19 protein-coding genes are annotated in these 21,924 nt (G+C 69.2%); 15 read left to right on the top strand and 4 right to left on the bottom strand.

From position 1 onward, the window contains the following. Positions 1–13 precede the first annotated feature (13 nt). From ACFVW8_RS06230 to ACFVW8_RS06190, 9 genes are all read left to right on the top strand, one after another. The gene (locus tag ACFVW8_RS06230) at positions 14–1,336 is read left to right on the top strand and encodes an aldehyde dehydrogenase family protein (RefSeq protein WP_389686568.1); all 1,323 of its coding nucleotides are present in this window, start codon (positions 14–16) and stop codon (positions 1,334–1,336) included. 192 nt (positions 1,337–1,528) lie between these two features. Continuing rightward, positions 1,529–2,212 carry a 4'-phosphopantetheinyl transferase gene (locus ACFVW8_RS06225; protein WP_389686566.1) on the top strand — a complete coding sequence of 228 codons (684 nt, stop codon included), beginning with the start codon at positions 1,529–1,531 and terminating at the stop codon, positions 2,210–2,212. A gap of 112 nt (positions 2,213–2,324) precedes the next feature. Further along, positions 2,325–3,032 carry an SDR family NAD(P)-dependent oxidoreductase gene (locus tag ACFVW8_RS06220; RefSeq protein WP_389686564.1) on the top strand — a complete coding sequence of 236 codons (708 nt, stop codon included), beginning with the start codon at positions 2,325–2,327 and terminating at the stop codon, positions 3,030–3,032. A 35-nt stretch (positions 3,033–3,067) separates the two neighbouring features. Further along, positions 3,068–4,636 (top strand): class I adenylate-forming enzyme family protein, encoded by a 1,569-nt coding sequence (locus ACFVW8_RS06215; protein ID WP_389686562.1) that lies wholly within the window; start codon positions 3,068–3,070, stop codon positions 4,634–4,636. Between the two features lies 1 nt (position 4,637). Continuing rightward, positions 4,638–7,658, top strand: a complete 3,021-nt coding sequence (locus tag ACFVW8_RS06210) for an amino acid adenylation domain-containing protein (protein WP_389686560.1) — start codon at positions 4,638–4,640, stop codon at positions 7,656–7,658. Between the two features lie 4 nt (positions 7,659–7,662). Then, positions 7,663–8,973, top strand: coding sequence for a cytochrome P450 (locus tag ACFVW8_RS06205; RefSeq protein WP_389686558.1), 1,311 nt, complete (start codon positions 7,663–7,665; stop codon positions 8,971–8,973). Continuing rightward, positions 8,954–9,154: an MbtH family protein gene (locus ACFVW8_RS06200; RefSeq protein ID WP_389686556.1), complete on the top strand. Its 201-nt coding sequence runs from the start codon at positions 8,954–8,956 to the stop codon at positions 9,152–9,154. Before ACFVW8_RS06205 ends, ACFVW8_RS06200 begins: the two co-directional genes overlap by 20 nt. An 84-nt stretch (positions 9,155–9,238) precedes the next feature. Continuing rightward, positions 9,239–9,997 (top strand): 3-oxoacyl-ACP reductase FabG, encoded by a 759-nt coding sequence (gene fabG, locus ACFVW8_RS06195; RefSeq protein ID WP_389686554.1) that lies wholly within the window; start codon positions 9,239–9,241, stop codon positions 9,995–9,997. 141 nt (positions 9,998–10,138) lie between these two features. Further along, positions 10,139–10,846 carry a response regulator transcription factor gene (locus ACFVW8_RS06190; protein ID WP_389686552.1) on the top strand — a complete coding sequence of 236 codons (708 nt, stop codon included), beginning with the start codon at positions 10,139–10,141 and terminating at the stop codon, positions 10,844–10,846. Positions 10,847–11,674: 828 nt separating this feature from the next. On the opposite strand, the gene ACFVW8_RS06185 is transcribed toward ACFVW8_RS06190, so the two are convergent. Beyond that, positions 11,675–12,355, bottom strand: coding sequence for a phosphotransferase (locus ACFVW8_RS06185; protein WP_389686550.1), 681 nt, complete (start codon positions 12,353–12,355; stop codon positions 11,675–11,677). 222 nt (positions 12,356–12,577) lie between these two features. Between ACFVW8_RS06185 and ACFVW8_RS06180 the strand changes: the two genes are divergently transcribed. After that, complete coding sequence (locus ACFVW8_RS06180) at positions 12,578–12,787, top strand: hypothetical protein (protein WP_389686548.1); 210 nt, start codon at positions 12,578–12,580, stop codon at positions 12,785–12,787. A gap of 20 nt (positions 12,788–12,807) precedes the next feature. Here ACFVW8_RS06180 and ACFVW8_RS06175 read toward each other — a convergent pair whose 3' ends face one another. Next, entirely contained in the window at positions 12,808–14,523 is a 1,716-nt protein-coding gene (locus tag ACFVW8_RS06175; protein WP_389686546.1) for a bifunctional 3'-5' exonuclease/DNA polymerase, read from the bottom strand. Between the two features lie 120 nt (positions 14,524–14,643). Here ACFVW8_RS06175 and ACFVW8_RS06170 point away from each other — a divergent pair, with 120 nt between their 5' ends. From ACFVW8_RS06170 to ACFVW8_RS06160, 3 genes are all read left to right on the top strand, one after another. Beyond that, on the top strand, positions 14,644–15,555 hold the full coding sequence (locus ACFVW8_RS06170) for an NADP-dependent oxidoreductase (protein WP_389686544.1): 912 nt from the start codon (positions 14,644–14,646) through the stop codon (positions 15,553–15,555). 93 nt (positions 15,556–15,648) lie between these two features. Continuing rightward, a complete protein-coding gene (locus tag ACFVW8_RS06165; protein WP_389686542.1) occupies positions 15,649–16,830 on the top strand; it encodes a DUF2786 domain-containing protein in 1,182 nt (393 codons plus the stop codon). 89 nt (positions 16,831–16,919) lie between these two features. Next, a complete protein-coding gene (locus ACFVW8_RS06160; protein ID WP_389686540.1) occupies positions 16,920–19,064 on the top strand; it encodes an FUSC family protein in 2,145 nt (714 codons plus the stop codon). Between the two features lie 48 nt (positions 19,065–19,112). Here ACFVW8_RS06160 and ACFVW8_RS06155 read toward each other — a convergent pair whose 3' ends face one another. Then, on the bottom strand, positions 19,113–19,610 hold the full coding sequence (locus ACFVW8_RS06155; RefSeq protein WP_389686538.1) for a hypothetical protein: 498 nt from the start codon (positions 19,608–19,610) through the stop codon (positions 19,113–19,115). A 251-nt stretch (positions 19,611–19,861) separates the two neighbouring features. On the opposite strand from ACFVW8_RS06155, the gene ACFVW8_RS06150 reads away from it, so the two are divergent. Beyond that, on the top strand, positions 19,862–20,104 hold the full coding sequence (locus ACFVW8_RS06150) for a DUF397 domain-containing protein (protein ID WP_384126280.1): 243 nt from the start codon (positions 19,862–19,864) through the stop codon (positions 20,102–20,104). 70 nt (positions 20,105–20,174) lie between these two features. Here the strand turns inward: ACFVW8_RS06150 and ACFVW8_RS06145 are convergent, their stop codons facing one another. Further along, positions 20,175–20,672: an ATP-binding protein gene (locus ACFVW8_RS06145; RefSeq protein WP_389686536.1), complete on the bottom strand. Its 498-nt coding sequence runs from the start codon at positions 20,670–20,672 to the stop codon at positions 20,175–20,177. A gap of 333 nt (positions 20,673–21,005) precedes the next feature. On the opposite strand from ACFVW8_RS06145, the gene ACFVW8_RS06140 reads away from it, so the two are divergent. Then, positions 21,006–21,887, top strand: coding sequence for a helix-turn-helix domain-containing protein (locus ACFVW8_RS06140; RefSeq protein WP_389686534.1), 882 nt, complete (start codon positions 21,006–21,008; stop codon positions 21,885–21,887). The last annotated feature ends 37 nt before the right edge of the window (positions 21,888–21,924 follow it).

Genomic DNA, 21,924 nt, shown 5'->3' with positions numbered 1-21,924 from the left:
AACGGAAGGTCCCTTGCCGCCCACATCTGCTCCGGAGCGTTCCGAGGAAATCGTCGCTCGTCTCTCCGCCGCATGTCGCACCGGCCGCTACCGCTCACTGGAGTGGCGGACGGAGCAGCTCTCCCGGCTACGGGACCTGTTGCGCGACCATGCCGAGGATTTCGCCGCCGCCCTTCACACCGACCTGCGCAAGAGCCGGACCGAGGCGTACGCGGCTGAGATCGGGTTCACGATCCGCGAGATCGACCACATCCTGGTGAACCTGGCGCAGTGGCTGCGGCCGGTGCCGGTGGCCGTGACCGGGTGCCCTCCCGGCTCGACGGCTCACCTCCAGTACGACCCGCTGGGCGTGGTGCTGGTGATGGCGCCTTGGAACTATCCGGTGCAACTGCTGCTCGTTCCGGCCGCGGGGGCGCTGGCCGCCGGCAACGCGGTGGTGGCCAAGCCCAGTGAGGTGGCGCCCGCTTGCTCGGCGCTCATGGCCCGGTTGATTCCGCGGTATCTGGACACGGATGCGGTCGCCGTGGTGGAGGGGGGAGTCGCGGAGGCCACGGCGCTGCTGGCCCAACGCTTCGACCACGTCTTCTACACCGGGAACGGCGTGGTCGGACGGATCGTCATGCGTGCCGCAGCCGAGCATCTGACCCCGGTCACGCTGGAACTGGGGGGCAAGACACCGGTGTTCGTCGACCGCGGGACGTGTCTCGAAGTCACGGCAGCACGGCTGGCCCGGGCCAAGTTCGCCAATGCCGGCCAGACCTGCGTCGCCCCGGACTATGTCCTGACCGACCCTGAGACCGCGCGGGCGCTGGAGGCGGAGCTTTCCCGGGCCATCGAGAAGCTGTTCGGAAAGGCGCCGGAAGACTCGCGGGAGTACGGACGGATCATCAATCTGCGGCACTTCGACCGCATCGCCCGTCTTCTCGGCTCCGGCCGGATCGTCGTCGGTGGCGGCCACGATCGGGAGAGCCGGTTTATAGCGCCGACGGTGTTGGCCGATGTGGTGGCCGATTCACCCGTGATGCAGGAGGAGATCTTCGGTCCGGTCCTGCCGATCGTTGAGGTGCCCGGGGTGAACGAGGCGATCGCCTTCATCAATGAGCGGCACAAGCCGCTCGCGGTGTACGGCTTTACCGGGTCCTCGGAGATCCGGCGCCGGCTGGCCGAGGAGACGGCCTCGGGCAGTCTCGTGCTCGGCCTGCCCATGGCGCAGGTCCTGGGCCCCGGACTGCCGTTCGGCGGGGTGGGGCAGAGCGGGATGGGCAGTTACCGGGGCGCACACTCCTTGGCCGCCTTCAGCCATCGCAAGACCGTGCTCGAAGTGCCGGAACGCTAAGCCGATTTAGCGGGGCTCTGGAACTCATCTGGTGATTCTTCAGGCGAAGGGGGCAGGGGGCGGTGAGAAGGCTGTGCAGCCTGGTGACGATCAGCGATGTGCATGTCCGTTACGACGACAACAGGAGAGTCGTCGAGACGCTGGCCGACTGGTGGGGATCCTTCCTGAGTTGGCGGCGGTGCGGAGAGTCGAATGATTGAGCAGCTACTGGCGCCGCCGGTCGTAGCTGTCCAGGCCTTCACCGACCCGGTGGATTCGCCCATGCTCTTCGCCGAGGAGGAGGCCCTGATCGTGCGGGCGGTGGACAGCCGGCGAAGGGAGTTCGGCACGGTGCGGGCGTGTGCTCGCTCAGCTCTCTCCGGGCTTGAAATCGCTCCCGCGCCCATCCTCCCCGGGCCACAAGGCGCGCCGGCCTGGCCCGACGGCGTCGTCGGCTCAATGACCCACTGCGCGGGGTACCGGGCCGCCGCCGTCGCGCGCGCCGCCGACCTGCTGACAATCGGTCTCGACGCCGAGCCCCACGAGCCGCTGCCTGGCAGCGAACTGGATGTCGTCGCGCTTCCCGAGGAGCGGAGCCGGCTGTCCGGCCTTGCGGCCCGGAGGCCGCAGATCTGCTGGGACCGGCTGCTGTTCAGCACCAAGGAGAGCGTGTACAAGGCATGGTTCCCACTCACCAACCGGTGGCTGGGATTCGAGGAGGCGTCGGTCACCATCGATCCGAATGCCGGAACATTCCGAGCCCGGCTGCTGGTCCCCGGCCCCGTCATCGGCGGGGATCGACTGCAGGGGTTCGACGGGCGCTGGCTGGTCCGGAACGGGCTCGTGCTCACGGCGGTCACCGTGGCCCCCGGTAGCGCAGATTTAGCGAAAGCTTAGTCACTGGTCGCTTGAGTTTTCTTCGGTACTCGAAGAGGGTTCTTACAGGATGCGCCGAACCTTTTTAAAGTCGTCGCATAATGGACGGCGGTAATTCAAGGAGGATCGGCGCATGGCTCCTGTCGCGATTGTTGCCGACGGAAACGAGATGTCGAGTGATGCCGTCGCCGTGCAATTGGCGGAGCTTGGCTGGGACATTGCGATGTTCTTTCGGGATGGTGCTGTGAGTGCAGAGACCGTCGATCGAATACGTGAGACCGGATGCCAGGCCCTGACCGTCGAGACTGATATCGCTGATTCCGCTTCGGTCGATGCCGCCCTCGGCCGGGTGTGCGCCGAACTCGGTGTTCCGAATGTCCTGGTCAATAACGTCGCCGTCACCGTCCACGATGTGCTCAGCCGGATTTCCGATGATGACTGGCGCGCAGTGACCGGCCGCCCCCTTCGAGGACTCTTCGTCACCAGCCGGTCAGTGATCGATCCGATGAGCAGGCAGGGCTGGGGGCGCATCATCAACATCGCAGACTTGCCCACGTCTGCGGCGAGCGGGCCGCACGACCACGCCTCCGTGCGGGCCGGCATCGAGGGGTTCACCAGGACGATCGCGCTGGAGCTGCGAGCGTTCGGGATCACGGCGAACACCATCGCGCCCGCGCTTCCCGCCGCGGACACCCGGGCTGATACCGGCCCACGAATCGCCGAAGCGGCCGGGCCGCGGTACGCGGCGCAGATCGCCGCGGCAGCGGCGTTCTTGGTCAGCGATGGGGCGTCATCGGTGACCGGTCAGGTCGTCCATGTGGGCGACGAGGAAATGGTCTGACACCTCGCCCCGTCAGCTGGATTGGAGAATGTGTTTTGCAAGGCAACGAGCATTATGTCCGTCAGATCCTGAACGCCTTCCGAGCCAACCCCTCCGGCATACCGCTTGTCCACCGTGACGTTCCCACGACAGCCGGCGACCTGGCCGACTCGGTCACGTCGGCGGCCGCGGTGATGGGCGCGCACGCTGTCGGGGTGGGAAGCGTGGTTGGCATTCTGGCCGATCCCAACACCCCTGCGACCTTGGTGTCGCGCTACGCGGCGAATCTGCTGGGCGCCACCGTGGTCCATCTCGCCGGTGTCAACGCGGTCAATCCTGCCGACCAGCTCTCGATGGACTCGCAGGGCGGCATCGCAGCCGAGGCAGCGCCCGCGATGATCACCGTGGACGCAGCCAATCTCAGCCGTGCGCGGGCGATTTGCGGCACGATGGCGGACCGCCCGCTGCTCGCCGGGTTCGGCGACCTGGGTAGCGACGTCGTTGACCTGACAGCCCTGCCCCCGGATGCCTTCCGGCCGGACATGGCGCGCAGTGGTGACATTGCCGTGGTCACCTACTCCAGCGGTTCGACCGGCCGGCCCAAAGGGGCGAGCTGGTCGTTCAGAGTGAAGAACGAGATGGTCACGGCGTCCGCCCTCCGGGCACAGAAGGCGACCAGCCTGATCACCGCACCATTGACCCACACCAGCGGCTTCGCCGCGGACGATGTGATGGTTCCCGGCGGCACGGTCGTGCTGCTGCCCGGCTTCGACGCGGCAGAGGTCCTGCGGGCGGTGGCCCTGCACCGGGTCAACCGACTGGTGTTGTCCGCACCGCAGTTGTACGCACTGGCCGACCACCCGGACACGGCGCAGGCCGATCTGTCGAGTGTGCGTGACCTCTTCTACACCGGCCTGCCCGCCTCGCCCGAGCGGCTGGCGGTGGCCGCGAAGGTCTTCGGGCCGGTGCTCATGCAGGTCTACGGCACGATCGAGACCAACATGATCAGCTGGCTCCTGCCGCACGAGCACGGAGACGACGCCCTGCGCGCGACGGTGGGGCGTCCGCTCGAATGGCTGCAGGTGACCATCCGCGATCCGCAGGACGACCGGGTGCTGGCGCCCGGCGAGTCCGGTGAGGTATGCGTCAACTCGCCCCGGGCCATGGATCATTACTGGCACGATCCCGATCAGACCGCGCGCACCGTGCGGGAAGGATGGATCCGCACGGGGGACATCGGGCATCTTGACGCCGCGGGCTACCTCCATCTGTACGGCCGGATCGCGGATGTGATCAAGGCGAACGGAATCAAGATCTATCCCGCCTCGGTCGAGCGTGTACTGCTGGAGCACCCCGCTGTCGCGGAGGCAGTGGTGTTCGGGGTGGAGAACGCCGACCGCCTTGAGCACATCTGCGCCGCGGTCGTCCTGCGGGAGGGCATGGAGGCTGCTCCCGGCGAACTCCGGAAGCACGTCGAGAGCCTGCTCAGCGCCAATCACGCTCCGACCGACATCGAGCTGCGGAGGAGCCTCCCGGTCATCGGCCCCGGGAAGCCGGACAAGTTGCGGCTCCGTACGGATGCCTTGGCTCGCCTCGTGGCCACCCACGGCGAAGAGGGTGCCTGAGATGACGGAGAACAACATGGCCATGTCGCCCGGCGGTGTGGTCTCGGTGGTCGACATCGAGGGCTCTGTCGATGCGGCAGCGCTCGCCGCCGCCGCGGATGTCCTGGCGACGCGGCACCCCGGGTCTGCCGCAGGTCTGTCCTGGCATACCGTCGACCTGAGCGAGTTCGACGAGGAACGGCGCCGAGCCGAGCTGGACCGGATCGAGTCGCGGGAGGAGCAGGGAACAGCCGACGGAGTCCCACTCCGCCTGACGTTGGTGCGGCTGGGAGCCACCACCCATCGGCTCCGCTTGACCAGCGATCGCGCAGTGCTCGATGGCCGATCCCATCGCATGCTTCTCGGTGAACTCCTCGACTGGTACGTCAAGCCCCTCGATGTGGCCGACCTGCCCGTGCCGACGGCCACTGACGACTATGAAGCATGGCTGGCCGGGCGGGACCGTGCCGCTGCCGAACGCACCTGGCGCGAGAGGCTCGCCGAAGCGGACGAACCCACCCTGGTGGCGCCGGTGGTCCCCGCCGGGAAGCCGATGCCGTTGGAGCGAGTCGTCTGCGAACTCCCGGCCGAGGTCGGAGCCCGAGTGCTGACCCAGGCGCATGACCACCAGTTGTCGCTCGCCACGGTGGTCCAGGGCGCGTGGGGGCTGTTGCTGGGCTGGTTGACCAACCGTCGAGAGGTCGTCTTCGGCAGCACCCACGCGGACCCGCCGAGGTTCCCTGGCATTGAGTCGATGGTGGGTGGTTTTTCCGACATCCTGCCGGTGCCGGTGCGTTGGAGTGCGGCCGAGCCGCTCGTGGAGATGCTGTCCCGGTTGGAGCGGGAGCAGGCGCGGATCGCTGAACACGCGCCCCTCCGCGCGGCGGAGATCGATGCCCTTGCCGGCCGGCAGCGGGTCTTCGACACGGTCGCGGTGCTTGAGGACGTGGATCCCGATCCGGCCCGGTACCTCGGCGCCCTCCCTGAGCTGCGCATCGTCTCGGTGGAGCATCACGAGAACTTCGGCGCCGCACTCGCCCTGGTCGTGCGTCGCAGCGATGACGGGCTGCGACTGGTGCTGGACTTCCGGCCGGATCTGTTCGCCCGCGCCGAAGCCGAGCGGGTGCTGGATGTGCTGTGCCGGATCTGCAACGCGTTCGCCGAGGAGCCGGCGCAGCCCGTCGGCCGGGTGCGGATGCTCGACGATGCCGAGGACCAGAGGATCCTGCTCGGCTCGCACAGCGTCGACCAGGTCGTGCCTGCCGTCACCCTGGCGGACCTGTTGGAACGCAGGGTCGAGCGAAGCCCGGGCAACACCGTGCTGGTCTCCAGCGGTGAGACCCTCTCGTACGACCAGCTGAACCGTCGCGCCAACAGGCTGGCGCAGCTGCTGGCCGCCCGAGGTGCCGGACCGGAACAGCTGGTGGCCCTGGCTCTTCCCCGCTCGATCGAGATGGTGGTCGCGATACTGGCGGTGGCCAAGACCGGCGCAGGCTTTCTGCCGATCGACCCCGGCTACCCCGCTGATCGCGTCGCCTTCATGGTGGCCGATGCCGGTCCCGTGCTGCTGTGCACCAACCGGGAGTCGGCGGCCGGGCTGCCGCAGGAGCCTCAGCGCATCGTGCTGGACGATGCGGCCGTCGTCGCCGAGACGGAGCGGCTGTCCGATGAGAACCTCGGGGACTGCGACGGCAGGGCACCGCTGTCAACCGCGGGGCTCGCCTACGTCATCTACACCTCCGGTTCCACCGGGAAGCCGAAGGGCGTCGCGGTCACCCACGCCGGTCTCGCCAACCTCGCGGCAGCCAAGGTCGAGCGGATGGAAGTTGATCAGGAGAGCCGGATTCTCCAGTTCGCGTCACCGAGCTTCGACGCCTTCCTGACGGAACTCCTCGTGACCATCGGCTCCGGTGCAACCCTGGTCATTCCACCTGCCGCGATTCTGGCCGGCGACACCTTGTCCGACGTCCTCAGCAGCCGGCGAATCACCCACGCGGTCCTTCCGCCGGTGGCTGCGGCAAGCGTGTCCCCCGAGGACCTGCCGGATCTGCGCTCCCTCGTGCTCGCCGGCGAAGCCGCCTCCGCAGACCTCGTCGGGCGCTGGGCGACCGGCCGTCGAGTGATCAATGCCTATGGCCCGACCGAGGCGACTGTCTGCGCAACGATGAGTGAGCCGCTGTCGGCCGCGGCAGCGCCGCCGATCGGCGGGCCCATCGCCGGCGCGGCGTGCTACGTACTCGACCAGGCACTACGCCCGGTGCCTGTGGGAGTGCCCGGGGAGTTGTACGTTGCCGGTCCTGGACTCGCACGCGGCTACCTCGGGCGTACGGCACTGACCGCCGAGCGGTTCGTCGCCAACCCGTTCGCCGCCGACGGCTCCCGCATGTACCGGACGGGTGACGTGGTGTCCTGGCGGCCGGACGGGGCCCTCGACTTCCTCGGCCGCGCCGACGAGCAGGTGAAACTGCGTGGGTTCCGGGTCGAACTCGGGGAGGTGGAGGCCGCCCTTGCCACGCACCCCGCAGTCGACCGGGCTGTCGCAGTGATCCGTGAGGACAGGGCCGGCACACGGCAGGTCGTGGCGTATCTGATTCCCTCCGGTGCCACACCGACCACGCAGGAGCTTCGCCGGCACGCCGGACGCTTCCTGCCCGACTACATGGTTCCGGGCTCCTACGTCCTGATCGACTCGCTTCCGCTGACGCCGAGCGGCAAGCTCGACCGTCGGGCGCTGCCTGCGCCGACGGCCGAGCCCGAGTCGACCGGGCGGGCTCCCGACTCTCCGCAGGAGAAGGCACTGAGCGAGATCTTCGGCGAAGTGCTCGGCATACCCCCGGTGGATGCCGACAGGAACTTCTTTGAGCTCGGCGGCAACAGCATGGTGGCCATCGCCGTGATCCAGAAGGCGCGGAAGGCCGGTCTGGCGATCTCGCCGAAGGATCTCGTCATGAACCCGACCGTCGAGGCGCTTGCCGCAGCAGCGGGCAGTGTCGACCAAGCACCGGCACGCGCGGCAGCTCTGACGGACGGAAACGGAAGGTAAGACGATGACCGCACTACCGGTAGTCCCGCCGCATGAGCTCGACAACATCGATCTGGCAGATCCCAGGCTGCACGCGGAGAACGATCTCAGTGAGGTGTGGCGTCGGCTGAGGGAGGAGCGCCCGTTCTATTGGCAGCGCCCGCGTGGTTCGCAACCCGGATTCTGGGCGGTCACGCGCCACGCCGACGCCACCGCCGTGTACAAGGACCGGGAGAACTTCACCGCCGAGAGGGGCAACGTCCTGCCGATGTTGGTCGCTGGCGGCGACGCGGCAGCTCGTACGATGCTGGCGGTGACCGACGGCGTCCGGCATACGCAGATGCGCGCGATCCTGACGAGGGCGTTCTCGCCGCGGATGCTGATGAAGATCAAGGACACCCTGACGAGGACGGTCGACCAACTCCTGGCCGATGCGGCAGCCGGCGGGGGCTGCGACTTCGCGACCGATGTGTCGGGCAACGTCCCGCTCGCGGCGATCTGCGACCTGCTCGCCATTCCGGAGACGGACCGGAAGTATTTGCTCAACCTCACCGGCCACGTCCTGAGTTCGGACTATGCCGACGCTCCGCCGGAGGAGGGGGCGGTGGCCAAGAACGAGATTCTTCTGTACTTCGCCGATTTGGCGGAGACTCGCCGGGGCAGCGACGAGACGGATGTGGTGAGCCTGCTGGCCAACAGCACGATCGATGGCAAGCCGCTCAACGCTGCTGAGCTCATGGCCAACTGCTATGGGCTGATCATCGGAGGGGACGAGACCGGCCGCCACGCGATCACCGGCGGGCTGCTTGCGCTGATGGAGCACCGGGACCAGTGGCAGGCGCTCAAGCGGGGCGAGGCAGATCTGAAGACCGCCACGGAAGAGGTTCTGCGGTGGACCGTTCCGCCTCTGCACGGTGGCCGCTACGCCACCGCGGATACCGTGGTGAACGGCGAGCAGCTCATCAAGGCCGGCGAGATCGTCAGTGTCTGGTTTGCCTCGGCCAACCGGGACGAGCGGACCTTCGCCGAGCCGGACAGGTTCGACCTGAACCGCACGCCCAACAAGCACCTGACGTTCGCCACCGGCTCTCACTACTGCCTCGGCCACTTCCTCGCCCGTATGGAGGTCGAGGCGACGCTGGACGGACTGCGCCGCACGGTGTCCGACTTCGAGCAGACTGCGCCCGAAAAATGGATCTATTCGAGCGTCCTGCAGGGAATGAGCTCGTTGCCGGTCTCCCTCGAAGCCCGACGCCAGCCATCTGGCACAGGTGGCCAGACGGCCCCTCAAGAACCTCTGCGGAAGGGTATAGGTCATGGCCAACCCGTTCGATGATGAAAACGGCAGCTATCTGGTGCTACGAAATGGCGAGGAGCAGTTCTCGCTCTGGCCCGAATTCGCTGACGTGCCGACCGGATGGCGGGTCGTGATGGGGCCGGACAATCGCTCGGCATGCCTCGCGCACATCGAATTGCAATGGACCGATCTGCGTCCGAAGAGTCTGATCTGCCCGTAGCAGGGTCACCGGTCCGGACAGCGTCCAGATCCAGCCAGTTCCGCCGCCGACAGCCACTGACAGCCCGCAGAGGAAGGACCGCGCATGGGCCTCGCCGCCGACACAGTCGCCATCGTCACCGGAGCGGGACGGGGCATCGGCGCAGCCACGGCCGAACGCCTCGCCCGTGAGGGCGCCGCCGTCGCCGTCATCGAACGGATCGAGGCGGACACCGCTGTCACCGTCTCGTCGATTCGTGCGGCCGGCGGCCGGTGCGTCGGTATCGGGTGCGATGTCACGGCCTCTGACCAGGTGGACGCGGCGATCGACCGCACGGCCGAGGAGTTCGGCCGCTTGGACATCCTGGTGAACAACGCCGGGGTCACCCGGGACAACCTGTTCTTCATGATGAGCGACGAGGACTGGGACACCGTCATCGACGTGCATCTGCACGGCGCCGTCCGGGCGGCGCGCGCAGCACGGCCGCACATGATGCGACAGGGCTCGGGCCGGATCATCAACCTGAGCTCCATCGCGGCGTTGGGCAACCCGGGTCAAGCCAATTATGCGACCGCCAAGGCCGCTGTCCAGGGACTCACCCGCACCCTGGCGGTCGAACTCGGTCCGCACGGGATCACGGTCAATGCGGTGGCCCCCGGCTTCATTGCCACCGCGATGACCGACGATACGGCCCGCCGGCTTGGTACCGACCCGGTGAATTTTCGGGAAAAGGCGGCGTTGAGGGTGCCGCTACGCAGAGTTGGTTCACCATTGGACATTGCTGGGGTGGTGGCGTTCCTGGCAAGTGCGGATGCGGCGTACCTGACCGGCCAGACCATCTACGTGGACGGAGGGCCGCAGTAACGTCGATTGGCTAGTTAAGGTAAAATCCCTTGTGACACCAAAAAGATCCACTGTATGCTAAGTCTAGTTTTTCTGGCTAATTGACGACGGAGCGTTTGGTCCGCTATAGGGCGAAGCTACGGCGGGACCAGGGAGCGGGGGATGATGATGCAGGTGTTAGTCATTGCCGATGATCTTGACTTTGCTTTGGAGTTAACAGAAGGGCTGGGGGGCAAGGGGTTTCAGGTCCAACGGGAGAGTTGTATCCGTACGGCGCTGGAAAAGAGTAGAAGTGTCGATGTGATACTGCTCGACCTCACTCTCTCGGTTGTCGACGGATTTGAGGTATGTCGGGCCCTTCGGGCCATTTCTCATGTGCCAGTAATCGTCATAGGCCTGCGAGATGACGAATTCGACCAGGTACTGAGTTTCAAGCTGGGAGCCGACGACTACGTTGTGCGGACCTGTAGCCTGCGCAAACTGGCTGCCCGGATTGAGGCGGTTCACCGGCGTGCCCGGAATTCCTGGGAGTCCTGGGGGCTCCAGCTGGACGGCGAGGTCCACGATTTCGGTCCGGTCCGCATCGATATGCACCGCCGAATGGTGCTGCGAGGCGGCCACGAGGTCATGCTCACACGCAAGGAATTCGACATTCTGGCGTTGCTGGCGACGAATCCGGGCCGGGTGTGCACGCGCGAGCAGATAATGAGCGAGGTCTGGGGGCACGACGGTGCGGGAGACACGCGGACGCTCGGTGTCCACATGACGGGGCTTCGCAAGAAGCTGAGGATGCCGATGCTCATCGAAACTGTTCGTGGGGTCGGTTTTCGACTGGCTACCCACAGAGCGTTGGCGGAAGAGGCGGCCTGATTGGGCCTGTCCGGCGCGACGTCCGCTGCACCCGGACAGTGAATGGATCTCCCCATGTCGCAGCTGATGGCAATGGCGCCCTCGGTTGTCGGTTCGCGATAGATTCCGTAGCGTTCTGTTTTCGGCGTGAATTGGAGTTGGCCACCGATTCAGAGAAAGCAGTGGCTGGCATTCAGTGGGAGTGTTGCACCGTCAGATAAATGTAGCAGACGTAGGACGGGTGCGGAATGGGTGCTCGGCACCGAGACTCATTCGGGCCGTCGACGTAGTGGTAACCCTCGTCGGAATCGTACGCGAACGGCCGCCTGCGATGATGCGGGGCGAGGATTGCCAGGACGCCATCGATGCCGATCTCAAATGCATAACGTTTACCGGAACGTGGTTTTCGGAATGCTGAAGCATAAATCTGGATGTGTCGTCAACGCGCCTTCGGTGGCGGGCGTCCATGGGAATCCGGCTCAGGCGATCTGCTCCGCCTCGAAGGTCAGGATCGTTGGATTCACGAAGGTGGCCCTCTCGCGAAAGATGCTGGCCGATATGCGGTCCGTGTCACCAGTCGCAGTCTCCGCCGTTCCGGCGAGGCCCGCCGCGATGCCCGCGAGAGAGCGAGGGTCAGCAGTAGCGGGATGCCGATCGAAATCACGGCGAGCGCGGTGGCGGCTGTGTTCTTCACCGTGCTGCCCGCCTCGTTCGCGCCGCGCATTCGGCCGGTTGAACTCGCGGGCATGCGCGAGTGACTGGGGCGGGGCGTTCGGCGGCGAGGGCACGCGGCGGACAGCCCCTGAGGGCTGTCCGCCAGCCGGGCGACGGGCCGGCGGGACCGCGGACTCAGGCCGCCAACGCCTTGACCAGAGCCGACGCTTCGCCGATCCGGGCCAGTTCGGCCGGGCTCATCGTCGGATTGGCGGTGCGGCGGGCCGCCGCGGCGGCGAGGTGGCGGGCCGGGATGCCGTCGTCGGCGGCCAGGCGCGGGATCAGGGTGCCCAGCAGTGCGCGGGCGCCTTCCGCGGCGGGGGCGCCGGGATCGACGGCGACCTGGGCCAGGATCAGCGCCGTCATGGCCCGGTCCAGGGCGGGCGGGCCCTCCTCGGTGTTGCTCCAGTCGATCACCACGGGTCCGTCGGCCGTCAGCATGACGTTGTCCGGGTGCAGGTCGAGGTGGAGGATCCGGTCCTCGGGGTCCGCCGAGAGCCGGGCCGGGACTGTGTGCAGATCGGCCAGGAGACCGGCCAGCATGGCGGAGCCCTCCTCGCCGGAGAGCTCGCCGGCAAGCAGCGATTCGGCCATCGTCGGACCGGTCAGGCGCTGCAGGATCAGGTCGCCGGGGCCGGCTGAGACGGGCAGCGGGCCGAGGCGGGGGACCGGATAGCCGGAGGCCGAGAGATAGGACATGACGGGCATTTCGCGTGCGGTGTCCAGTCCGTCGCGATAACGCCGCAGGACCCACTGCGCGTCCAGCTCGTATACGTCGGCGGAACGACCGGTGCCCAGCAGTTGGCCTATGCGCATGAGGGGAACCTACTCGTGCCGACTGTTCGCGGGGAGGCCGGGAACGGGTGCTTCACCGTATCGCCGCCGGTCGTCGGCGTGCTCTCCTCCCCGGGCAGGCGCCGTCCCACGGCTCAGGGGGCTCGTGCCGGTCCTCGGCCCCGGCTGTTTCCGGGCCGTCGCGGCGGGCGGGCGCGCAGTAACCTGGATGGACCGGGGGACGGCCCGAGGAGGCCATGTCGCATGGAGACCCTGATCACCGTGGTGGTAGTCCTCGCCATGATCGCTGTGGTGGCGTTCGCGATCCATCTGCTCAACGGCCGGCAGCGCCACCGGCAGCATCTTGCCGCTGTTCCCCACGACCCCCGGCTCACCGGGTTCCGCGGCCCGGCCGCCGGGCGGCGGGGCAGTGGGACGCCGCCCCGGGGCCCGCGTCCGCCGACCGGCCCCTGAGCGCCGCGGCCGCCGCCCCGTCACTTCGCGTCCGAATACCGCCGTACCACCGCCGTGGTGAACGGGAAGCGGACCGGTGTCTCACCGAAGGCGGTCCGCCCGGCCAGTTCACCGGCCGCCCGGATCGCCTCCACCACCGTCTCCGCCTCCTCCTGCGGACAGTGCACGATCACCTCGTCGTGCTGGAAGAAGACCAGTTCGGCCCGGAGTCCGGCCTCCGACAGCGACCGGCGCAGGGCGGCCAGGAGCAGCAGCGCCCAGTCGGCGGCGCTGCCCTGCACCACGAAGTTGCGGGTGAAGCGGCCGCGTGCGCGGGCGTCCGACGAGGCGTAGCCGGGGGTGAAGCCGCCGTCCGACGCGTGCTCGGAGCCGGCCCCGGCGGGACCGTCGCCGCCCTCCTGCGGGATTCCCGCCTCGCCGTCGTCGCCGCTGCCCGCGGCGGGCGGGCTGGTGCGGCCGAGCCAGGTCCGTACGAGACGGCCCTCCTCGCCCGCCTTCGCGGCATCGTCCACATACGCGACGGCGTGCGGGAATCTTCGGCGCAGGGCGGCCAGATTCTTCAGGCCGTCGCCCGAGGTCTGCCCGTAGACGGCTCCGAGCAGGGCGATCTTGGCGTGGTCGCGGTCGCCGTGGAAGGCGCGGTCGGACAGTGCCGTGTAGAGATCGCCGTCGTGACCGGCCACCTCCATGAGGCCCCGGTCACGCGAGATGGCGGCCAGCACTCTCGGCTCCATCTGGTCGGCGTCGGCGACGACGAGGCGCCAGCCCTCGTCGGCGACGACGGCCCGCCGGATCACCTTGGGGATCTGCAGCGCACCGCCGCCGTTGGTCGTCCAGCGGCCGCTGACCGTGCCGCCCGGCTGGTACTCCGGGCGGAAGCGGCCGTCGCGCACCCAGTCCTGGAGCCAGCTCCAGCCGTGTGCCGTCCAGATCCGGTAGAGCTTCTTGTACTGGACGAGCGGTTGCACCGCCGGATGGTCCAGCTCCTCCAGCTCCCAGCGGCGGGTGGACTTCACCTTGATGCCGGACTGCGCGAACGCCCGCACCACATCGGCGGGGAGATCGGGGCGGACCCTGCGGCCGAAGGCGGCGGACACCTCGTCCGCCAGCTCGGCCAGTCTGCGGGGCTCGCCGCCGCCCGCGTACCGCTCGCCGAGCAGCTCCTGAAGGACCTCCCGGTGGACGTCGGCCCGCCAGGGCAGACCGGCGCGGTTCATCTCGGCGGCGACCAGCATGCCGGCCGACTCGGTGGCCGTCAGCAGCCGCATCCGGTCCGGCCGGTCCGTGGCGTCGTGCCGGGCGAGCTGGTCCGCGTACACCTGGAGCAGGGCGTCGAAGGGCAGGTCCGTACCGGACCGGGGTTCGAACAGGGAGGACTGGGAGCCGGGCTCCGCCGAGCGCGGCGGCGGGTCGGGCGGCACCGGGGCGTCCAGCAGGCGGGCGTGGGCGGCGGCCGCCGAGCGGGGTTCGCCGAGCCGGCCCTCGTGGCCCAGCAGCAGGGACTCGGCCACCTCGATGTCGTAGCAGCGCTCCACCCGCACTCCGGCGGCGAGCAGCCGGGGATAGACCTCGGCGCTCGAACGCCACACCCAGCGGGTGACACCGGGCCGGGAGCGGACGGCCTCGGCCAGGTCCGGTTCGGTCGCGACCGGGGCGGTGGGCATACCTGCGCCGTCCAGCGGGACGAGGCGGGCGCCACCGCTCTGTGTGGTGGCCAGGGCCCAGCGTTCGGTCATACGGCCGAGTCTGGCACCCGGCACTGACAGCGAGGCGGCGTGCGCGGGCGGGTCGCAGGCGGGAGGATCGGCAACGGTCCTGCTGCGGGGCCCGGAGCGTCCACCGAGGGGACAGGCACGATGGAAGCGATCGTTTTCGAGGAGTTCGGCGGACCCGAGGTCCTGAACCCCGCCCGGGTCGAGGAGCCGTACCCCGGTCCAGGACAGGTACGGGTGAAGGTGATGGCCGCCGGGGTGAACCCGATGGACTACAAGATCCGGAACGGCTGGATGGAGGACATGTTCCCCACCTCGCTCCCGGCGATCCCGGGCGTCGAGTTCGCCGGAGTGGTCGACCGGATCGGCGAGGGCGTCACGGATGTGGCGGTGGGCGACGAGGTGCTGGGCTGGAGCGCGACCGGTTCCTACGCCCAGTACGCGCTGGCCGATGCCGCTCTCGTGGCCGCCAAGCCGGCGGAGCTGAGCTGGGAGGACGCGGCGGCGCTGACCATCGCGTCGAACACGGCCCAGCGCGTCCTGGACGAACTCGCCGTGGGCGCGGGCGACACACTGCTGCTGCACGGGGCGGCCGGAGCCGTCGGCTCGGCGGCGGTGCAGCTGGCGACGGCCCGGGGCGCGACCGTGATCGGGACGGCGTCGGCGGCCAACCACGACTACCTGCGGGTGATCGGCGCGACCCCGGTGGCGTACGGGGAGGGGCTGGTGGACCGGGTGCGCGAAGCCGCTCCACAGGGTGTGGACGCGGTCTTCGACGTGGCGGGGCGAGGCGCGCTGCCGGACTCCATCGAGCTGCGCGGCGGCACCACCGACCGGATCGTCACCATCGCCGACCAGGCAGCCGCCGCCCACGGTGTCGCCTTCTCCGGCGGCGGGACCCGTTCCAAGGAACAGCTGGCCGAGCATGCCAGGCTCGCGGCCGACGGTGAGCTGCGGGTGCAGGTCGAACGGGCCCTTCCGCTCGTCGACGCGGCCGACGCACAGCGGCTGAGCGAGGCGGGGCATGTCCGGGGGAAGCTCGTCCTGCTTCCCTGACGTGTCCCGGCAGCACGGCGGGGCCGGCCGGGAAATAGATATCCACAGGCTGTGGATGAATTCCGCCGATCCGGCCACGCCTACCCTGACCTCATGGAACCGGTGATCGACCAGGCATTCACGGCGGCCCTCTACTCGGACGGCGACGCCGGTCTCGACACCGGCGCCTCCCTCCTCGCCGCCGATCCGTCGGCCGACGCCGAGCTGCTGCGGCGCGGCGAGGAGTTCGTCCGGCGGGCCTGGGAGCGCGGCTGGCTGCCGGCCGATCTCGTCCGCGTCGTCCGCCGTGAACTGGACGAGCACCGGGCCGGCCTGGCCGCCGGACTGATCGGCTCGGAGGTCCGGCGGTACGAGCGGCTGCCGCCGCGCTGGCAGTCCCAGCTGGACGAGCTGCCGGCGGTGCCGCCGCCGGGCCGGCCCGACCGGTTCTCGTACGCATCCGAGCTCCTCGGGCTCTACCGGCTGCTGCTGCGGCTGCCCGTCATCGAAGCCGTCGGGCCGCCGCCCGGTGCGCCGCGCGACGGTCTGCGGCTGCCGCCCGCGCACGGTGAACCCCGCATGCTGACCCGCATCCGGGCGCTGCTGGCCAAGGCGGAGGCCACCGGCTTCCCGGAGGAGGCGGAGGCGCTCACCACCAAGGCGCAGGAGCTGATGGCCCGGCACAGCATCGACGAGGCGCTGCTCGCCGCCCGTACACACAGCGGCCGCGAGCCGGGCGCCTGCCGGATCGGGGTGGATGCCCCGTACGAGACGGCGAAGGCGATCCTGCTCGATGCCGTCGCCTCCGCGAACCGCTGCCGGGCGGTGTGGAACAGTGATCTCGGCTTCTCGACGGTCGTCGGCTTCGAGCCGGACCTGGAGGCCGTGGAACTGCTCCACACCTCGCTGCTGGTGCAGGGCACCGTGGCGATGACCCGGGCCGAGGCGGGCCAGCGGGCCGGCGGGCGCAAACGGACCAAGACGTTCCGGCAGTCCTTCCTGATGGCGTACGCCCAGCGTCTTGGCCGCCGGCTGGCGGACGGCACCGCCCGGGCCACCGCCGAGGCCGACGCCGAGGGCGCGGCGGCAGCAGGATCGTCCGGCGCGGCCGACCCCGGTCTGCTGCCCGTGCTGGCCGCGCGCGACCTTGCGGTCACGGACACCGCCGAGCGGATGTTCCCCCGGACCACGACGGCCCGGGTGCGGGGCGCCACCGACCCGGACGGCTGGACCCATGGCACGGCCGCCGCCGACCGGGCCAGGATGGGCGCGGCGGCACCGGAGATCTCCGACTGACACTCCGGGCATGTGTCCGGCGGTGACGGATCCGGCACAACCGATCCCGACAACTCGGGCGTAACGGTAAATCCGGTTAGGCTCTGGGCATGAGCTGGCTCCGGGCGCTGAAGGAGACCGCCCGCTCGGGGCTGACGATCGAGCGGCGGCGCCTCGAACCGCTGATCGCCATCCGCGGCGCGGCCGGTCTGGCCCTGGTGATGGGGGTGAGCCTCGCCCTCTTCGGGCCCGTGGTCGCGGCCAGCTCCGCCTTCGGCGCGTTCCAGGCGGCCATCGCCACCTTCCAGCGCAGCTGGCGGCCCCGGCCGGTGCTCGCCCTGGTCTCCGGCGCGAGCCTCGCCGTCTCCACGTTCCTCGGTTATGTCACCGGCTCCCATCTGCCGCTCTTCATGCTCCTGCTGGTCATCTGGACCTTCGTCGCGGGGCTCGCCTGGGCGGCGGGCCCGACGGGCGGCATCATTGCCGCGTCCAACGTCGCGATCATGCTGGTGACGATCACTCTGCCCACCTCCGTCGCCCAGGCGGCCCTGCACGCCGGGATGATCGCGTTCGGCGGAGTGGTCCAGGCGGCGCTGATCGTGCTGTTCCCGGTCCGCAGATGGGGCGCCCAGCGGGACGCACTGGCCGACGCGCTCGCCGCCGAGGCGGACTACGCCCGCAGGCTGCGCCACGACCCGGTCGCCCACTTCGACCCGGTGCCGCTGATGGAGGCCCGCAGGGCGGCCGCCATCACCCCGCGTCAGGCCCGCCGCCGCCCGGCCGAACTGCATGGCTCACGCGGGGTCGCCGAGCGGATCAGACCGGTGCTCGCCTCGCTCGCCGACCCCGCGATGGGTGTGCCGGTCGAAGGGCCGGAGCGCGACCGGGTCCGCGAGCTGCTCGCCGCCGCCGGATCGCTGCTCGACGCGGCGGCGCGGGCGATCCGGCAGGGCGATCCGGTGCGGCTGCCCGCGCCCGCCGTCGCCACGCTGAAGACCCCCGACACCGGGGCCCTGCTCACCGGCCCGCCGCTGCGCGCAGCCGACCGGCTGGCCGCGCTGCTCTCCGATGTCATCGAGGCGGCCGAGGGCGAGGGCACCAGGGAGGAAAGGGCCGAGGCCGAGCAGACCGCCGACGCCCTCAAGGCGGGCCGGGGCGGTTCGCCGGCCGACCACCACCGGCGTCCCACCCTGCTGCGGCTGGTCCCGGTGGTGCTCAACTCGATGCGCCGCGAGCTGCACCACGGCTCCCCGATCCTGCGGCACGCCATCCGGATCTCGGTCGTCGCCGCCGTCGGCTATCTCCTGGGCACCGTGCTGCCGTTCGGTCACGGCTACTGGGCGCCGATGACCGCCGTCATGGTGATGCGGCCGGAGTTCTCGCAGACGTACGAACGCTCCGTGGCCCGGTTCGGCGGCACCGTCGTCGGTGTCCTCCTCGCCACCGCGATCGTCCAGACCGCCCACCCCGGCGTGGGACTGTCCGCCGTACTCGCCGTGGCCTGCGCCCTCCTGATGTACCTCCTGATGCGCACCGGCTACTCGGTCGGGCAGGCCTGCGTCGCCGCGTACGTGGTCTTCCTGCTCGGCATGGCGGGCGACGACTGGTCGCAGACCGTGCTGGAACGGCTCGTCCTCACCCTCGGCGGCGGTCTCGTCGCGATGATCTCGTACGCCGTCTACCCGGCGTGGGAGACCCCGCGGCTGCGCGGCCGGCTCGGCGACTGGCTGAAGGAGGACGGCCGTTACGCCGCCTCGGTCGTCGACCAGTACGCGGATCCGGCCGGCCGGGGCCACGACGACGTCCGCAGCGCGCTGCTCGCCACCCGGGCGGCGCGGGTCGCTTGGCAGGAGGCGGTGGCCACCGCCCAGCACGAACCGGTGCGGCACCGCGGTCTCTCGCACGCCGCCGCCGACGACACCCAGCACGCGCTCTCCCAGCTCGGCCGGGTCGCGATGCTGATGGAGGCACACCTTCCGGAGGGCGGCGCAACCCCCGTACCGGAGGCGGGACCGCTGGCCGAGGCGCTGCGCCGGGCCACCGAGCAGGGCGCGAAGGCGGTGCGGGAGCGGCGGGTGCCGGACTGGGAGCCGGTCCGGGCGGCGCTGGAGCGGTGGGACGAGGAGGAGCGGCTGCGCGAAGGAGAGTCGGACCCTGTCGTACGGAACGGGGCCGATCTCCTTCTCGAAGCGCTGGAGGAGTTCTCCCGGGGACTGGACGACGGCTCGCGGCCCGGCGCCTCCGCCGACGACTGAGACCCCGTGAGGACCGGTCCGCCGCAACGCACCCGGGAACCCCGGGTGTTACGGAGTCGGCAGGTCGGGCAGTCCTTCGAGCGAGTCGGCGTCGGTCTTGGCGAGGGTGTCCTTGCCGCCGCCGGCCCACGCGACGACGACGGTCTTGCCGTCGTTGGACTCGATGGACCCCGCGGCCCGGCTGGTGTCGCCGTCCACGCACTTGAGTTCCAGCGTGACCTTGTCCGTGCCCTTGGCGCTGCCCGAGCAGACATGGGAGTCGGCGACGACGACGGCCTTCCCGGATGCGACGGACAGCACCACGGCCTTGCCGTCGGACTGCCCGGCCCAGGCCCCTTCCAGCGCCTTGGTGCCGCCGGTGGAGGCGCCGTCCCCGCCGCCCGTCGAGGAGTCCGAGGCGTCGCTGCCGGCGGGGGCCGGGGTCGAGTCGGACGCGGAGTCCTTGTCCGATGCGCCCTTGTCGCTGTCACTTCCGCAGCCGGTGAGCGCGAGCGCGGTCAGCAGGCCGGTGGCCACAACTGCACCGGTACGTACGAGTTTGCGCATGTGGAATTCCCCCTGGAAGACGAAATACGGTCCAAGCTACCAGTGAGTCGCAACGGGGCTGAGACGGTCAACTCGGAGAACGGGGAGCCGAACCGGCCCGGCATACGTCTCTGACTTCAGGGAAGCTGTAATCACGGGAACACCCCGCGTGCACGTGCATCTGCCTGTGCATCCGCTCATGCACCGAGAATTGAACAGAGCTATGATCCGAGACAGTTGACACTTGCACCTTGCAACTCGGGGAGCGTCCTGTGCACCACGTGTACAACGGCATGGCGGCCACAGAGCTTCGCGGAGTCGTCTGGCAGAAGAGCAGGTACAGCAACTCCCAGGGATCCTGCGTGGAGTTCGCGAAACTGCCCGACGGGGATGTGGCGATGCGGAATTCGCGCCACCCCGACGGGCCGGCGCTCGTCTATACGCCGGCCGAGATAGAGGCGCTGCTGCTCGGCGTGAAGGACGGGGAGTTCGACCATCTCATAGCGGAGGTCTGACCGCCGTCCGACGGTGCGGCACCGTGTCCCGCCGTCGTGTGCGGCGTCGCCCGTTCCGGCCGGCGGTACGTCACGCCGGGTCGGTCAGCCGGAAGAGCGCCCAGACCACCTTGCCCCGCAGCGCGGGACCGGAAGCGCTCTCCGCGCCCACCACGGGTGAGGGGTGCCACCCCCAGGAGTCGCTGAAGGACTCCACCAGAAAGAGACCGCGGCCCGACTCCGCGGAATCGGCGGCCTCGGAGGCCACCGGACTCGCCTGGCTCGGGTCGCGTACCGCGCACACCAGCCGTGAGGTCCAGCGCAGCAGGTGCAGACGCACGGGCGGGTCCTGCGACTCGCGCGGGACGTCGCAGGGAAGCGCGTGCCGCAGGGCGTTGGTGACCAGTTCGGAGACGACCAGTGCGACATCGTCGAACCGTTCGCTCAGGCCCCAGCCGGTCAGGGTCGACCGGGTGAACTGTCTGGCCCCGCCCACGGCTTCGTACTGGGCAGGCAGCGTGCAGGTGGCTGATCCGGAGACGGCAGATGGATCGATGGGGGGAAGCCCCTGCCGTAACGGCTCGAGCATCGTCGATCCATTCGTCCCCATACGAGGCACTCCCGGGATTCGCGGCTGTCTCGGTACTACGGGTACTCGGGTACAGCGGCACAACACGAACGAGCACGCAGGTGCGCGAGGCCCATGGTTCCGAATGCGCACGGCAGATGCAAGGGCAGATGCACGTGCACGCGCCTGACCTGTCCGACCCCGTGCCGTTTCTTGCTCATTTCTTCCTGTGTGGAGTTCTGGAGTCTTGGGGAAGTCTTCTCATTTCCGTAATCGAATGAGTACGGGCTGAAGCGTTTTGATGGCAGAATCCGGCTCTTGGGGTTCAGGGGGAGCCCCGATGCCCGGGAAGCGATGGGGAGGGTTGGACCAGTGGCGGCAGGCGAGTCGAGTGGATCCGTGGTGCGGCGCATCCTGCTGGGCTCACAGCTCAGACGGCTGCGGGACTCACGCGGTATCACCCGTGAGGCGGCCGGCTACTCCATCCGGGCTTCCGAATCGAAGATCAGCCGCATGGAGTTGGGACGGGTGAGCTTCAAGGCCAGGGACGTCGAGGACCTGCTCACGCTCTACGGCGTCACGGACGAGGCGGAGCGCGACTCCCTGCTCGGCCTGGCCCGTGAGGCCAACGTGGCGGGCTGGTGGCACAGTTTCGGCGATGTGCTGCCCGGCTGGTTCCAGACATACATCGGTCTGGAGGGGGCGGCCTCGCTCATCCGGATCTACGAAGTCCAGTTCGTGCACGGCCTGTTGCAGACCGAGGGGTACGCCCATGCGGTCGTCTCCCGGGGAATGCGCGGCGCTCCCGCCGCCGAGATCGACCGCCGGGTCGCGCTGCGGCTGGAGCGGCAGAAGGCCCTCGTCGCGGAGCGGGCCCCGCGCTTCCATGCCGTGCTGGACGAGGCGGCGCTGCGCAGACCGTACGGCGGGCGCGAGGTGATGCGCGAACAATTGCGGCATCTGATCGAAATGTCGGAACAGCCGAACGTCACTCTCCAGGTGATGCCCTTCAGTTTCGGCGGGCATGCGGGGGAGAGCGGTTCCTTTACGATGCTGCGATTCCCGGAATCCGACCTGTCGGACATTGTCTATTTGGAGCAGCTGACAAGTGCGCTCTATCTGGACAAGGCCGAAGAAGTCGCCCAGTACGAAAAGGCGATGGTCCGGCTCCACGAGGAGAGCCCGGGGCCCGAGGAGAGCCGCGATCTGCTCCGTGGACTTCTCCAACTCTCCTGATATTTCAGTACGATGACACCTCAACAGGAGTCTGCAC

Source organism: Streptomyces sp. NPDC058221 (assembly GCF_042882365.1).
GTDB lineage: Bacteria > Actinomycetota > Actinomycetes > Streptomycetales > Streptomycetaceae > Streptomyces.
The sequence above is the reverse complement of the archived record's forward strand: the minus strand, read 5'-3'. Positions and strand labels throughout refer to the sequence as shown.

What these genes read in the sequence shown, in the direction of transcription:
- ACFVW8_RS06155 (WP_389686538.1), bottom strand. Translation starts at nt 19,610, where the DNA reads ATGCGCAAACTCGTACGTACCGGTGCAGTTGTGGCCACCGGCCTGCTG.
- ACFVW8_RS06200 (WP_389686556.1), top strand. Translation starts at nt 8,954, where the DNA reads ATGGCCAACCCGTTCGATGATGAAAACGGCAGCTATCTGGTGCTACGA.
- ACFVW8_RS06140 (WP_389686534.1), top strand. Translation starts at nt 21,006, where the DNA reads ATGGGGAGGGTTGGACCAGTGGCGGCAGGCGAGTCGAGTGGATCCGTG.
- ACFVW8_RS06185 (WP_389686550.1), bottom strand. Translation starts at nt 12,355, where the DNA reads ATGCGCATAGGCCAACTGCTGGGCACCGGTCGTTCCGCCGACGTATAC.
- ACFVW8_RS06165 (WP_389686542.1), top strand. Translation starts at nt 15,649, where the DNA reads ATGGAACCGGTGATCGACCAGGCATTCACGGCGGCCCTCTACTCGGAC.
- ACFVW8_RS06190 (WP_389686552.1), top strand. Translation starts at nt 10,139, where the DNA reads ATGATGATGCAGGTGTTAGTCATTGCCGATGATCTTGACTTTGCTTTG.
- ACFVW8_RS06175 (WP_389686546.1), bottom strand. Translation starts at nt 14,523, where the DNA reads ATGACCGAACGCTGGGCCCTGGCCACCACACAGAGCGGTGGCGCCCGC.
- ACFVW8_RS06180 (WP_389686548.1), top strand. Translation starts at nt 12,578, where the DNA reads ATGGAGACCCTGATCACCGTGGTGGTAGTCCTCGCCATGATCGCTGTG.
- ACFVW8_RS06220 (WP_389686564.1), top strand. Translation starts at nt 2,325, where the DNA reads ATGGCTCCTGTCGCGATTGTTGCCGACGGAAACGAGATGTCGAGTGAT.
- ACFVW8_RS06160 (WP_389686540.1), top strand. Translation starts at nt 16,920, where the DNA reads ATGAGCTGGCTCCGGGCGCTGAAGGAGACCGCCCGCTCGGGGCTGACG.
- fabG (WP_389686554.1), top strand. Translation starts at nt 9,239, where the DNA reads ATGGGCCTCGCCGCCGACACAGTCGCCATCGTCACCGGAGCGGGACGG.
- ACFVW8_RS06170 (WP_389686544.1), top strand. Translation starts at nt 14,644, where the DNA reads ATGGAAGCGATCGTTTTCGAGGAGTTCGGCGGACCCGAGGTCCTGAAC.
- ACFVW8_RS06205 (WP_389686558.1), top strand. Translation starts at nt 7,663, where the DNA reads ATGACCGCACTACCGGTAGTCCCGCCGCATGAGCTCGACAACATCGAT.
- ACFVW8_RS06145 (WP_389686536.1), bottom strand. Translation starts at nt 20,672, where the DNA reads ATGCTCGAGCCGTTACGGCAGGGGCTTCCCCCCATCGATCCATCTGCC.
- ACFVW8_RS06225 (WP_389686566.1), top strand. Translation starts at nt 1,529, where the DNA reads ATGATTGAGCAGCTACTGGCGCCGCCGGTCGTAGCTGTCCAGGCCTTC.
- ACFVW8_RS06210 (WP_389686560.1), top strand. Translation starts at nt 4,638, where the DNA reads ATGACGGAGAACAACATGGCCATGTCGCCCGGCGGTGTGGTCTCGGTG.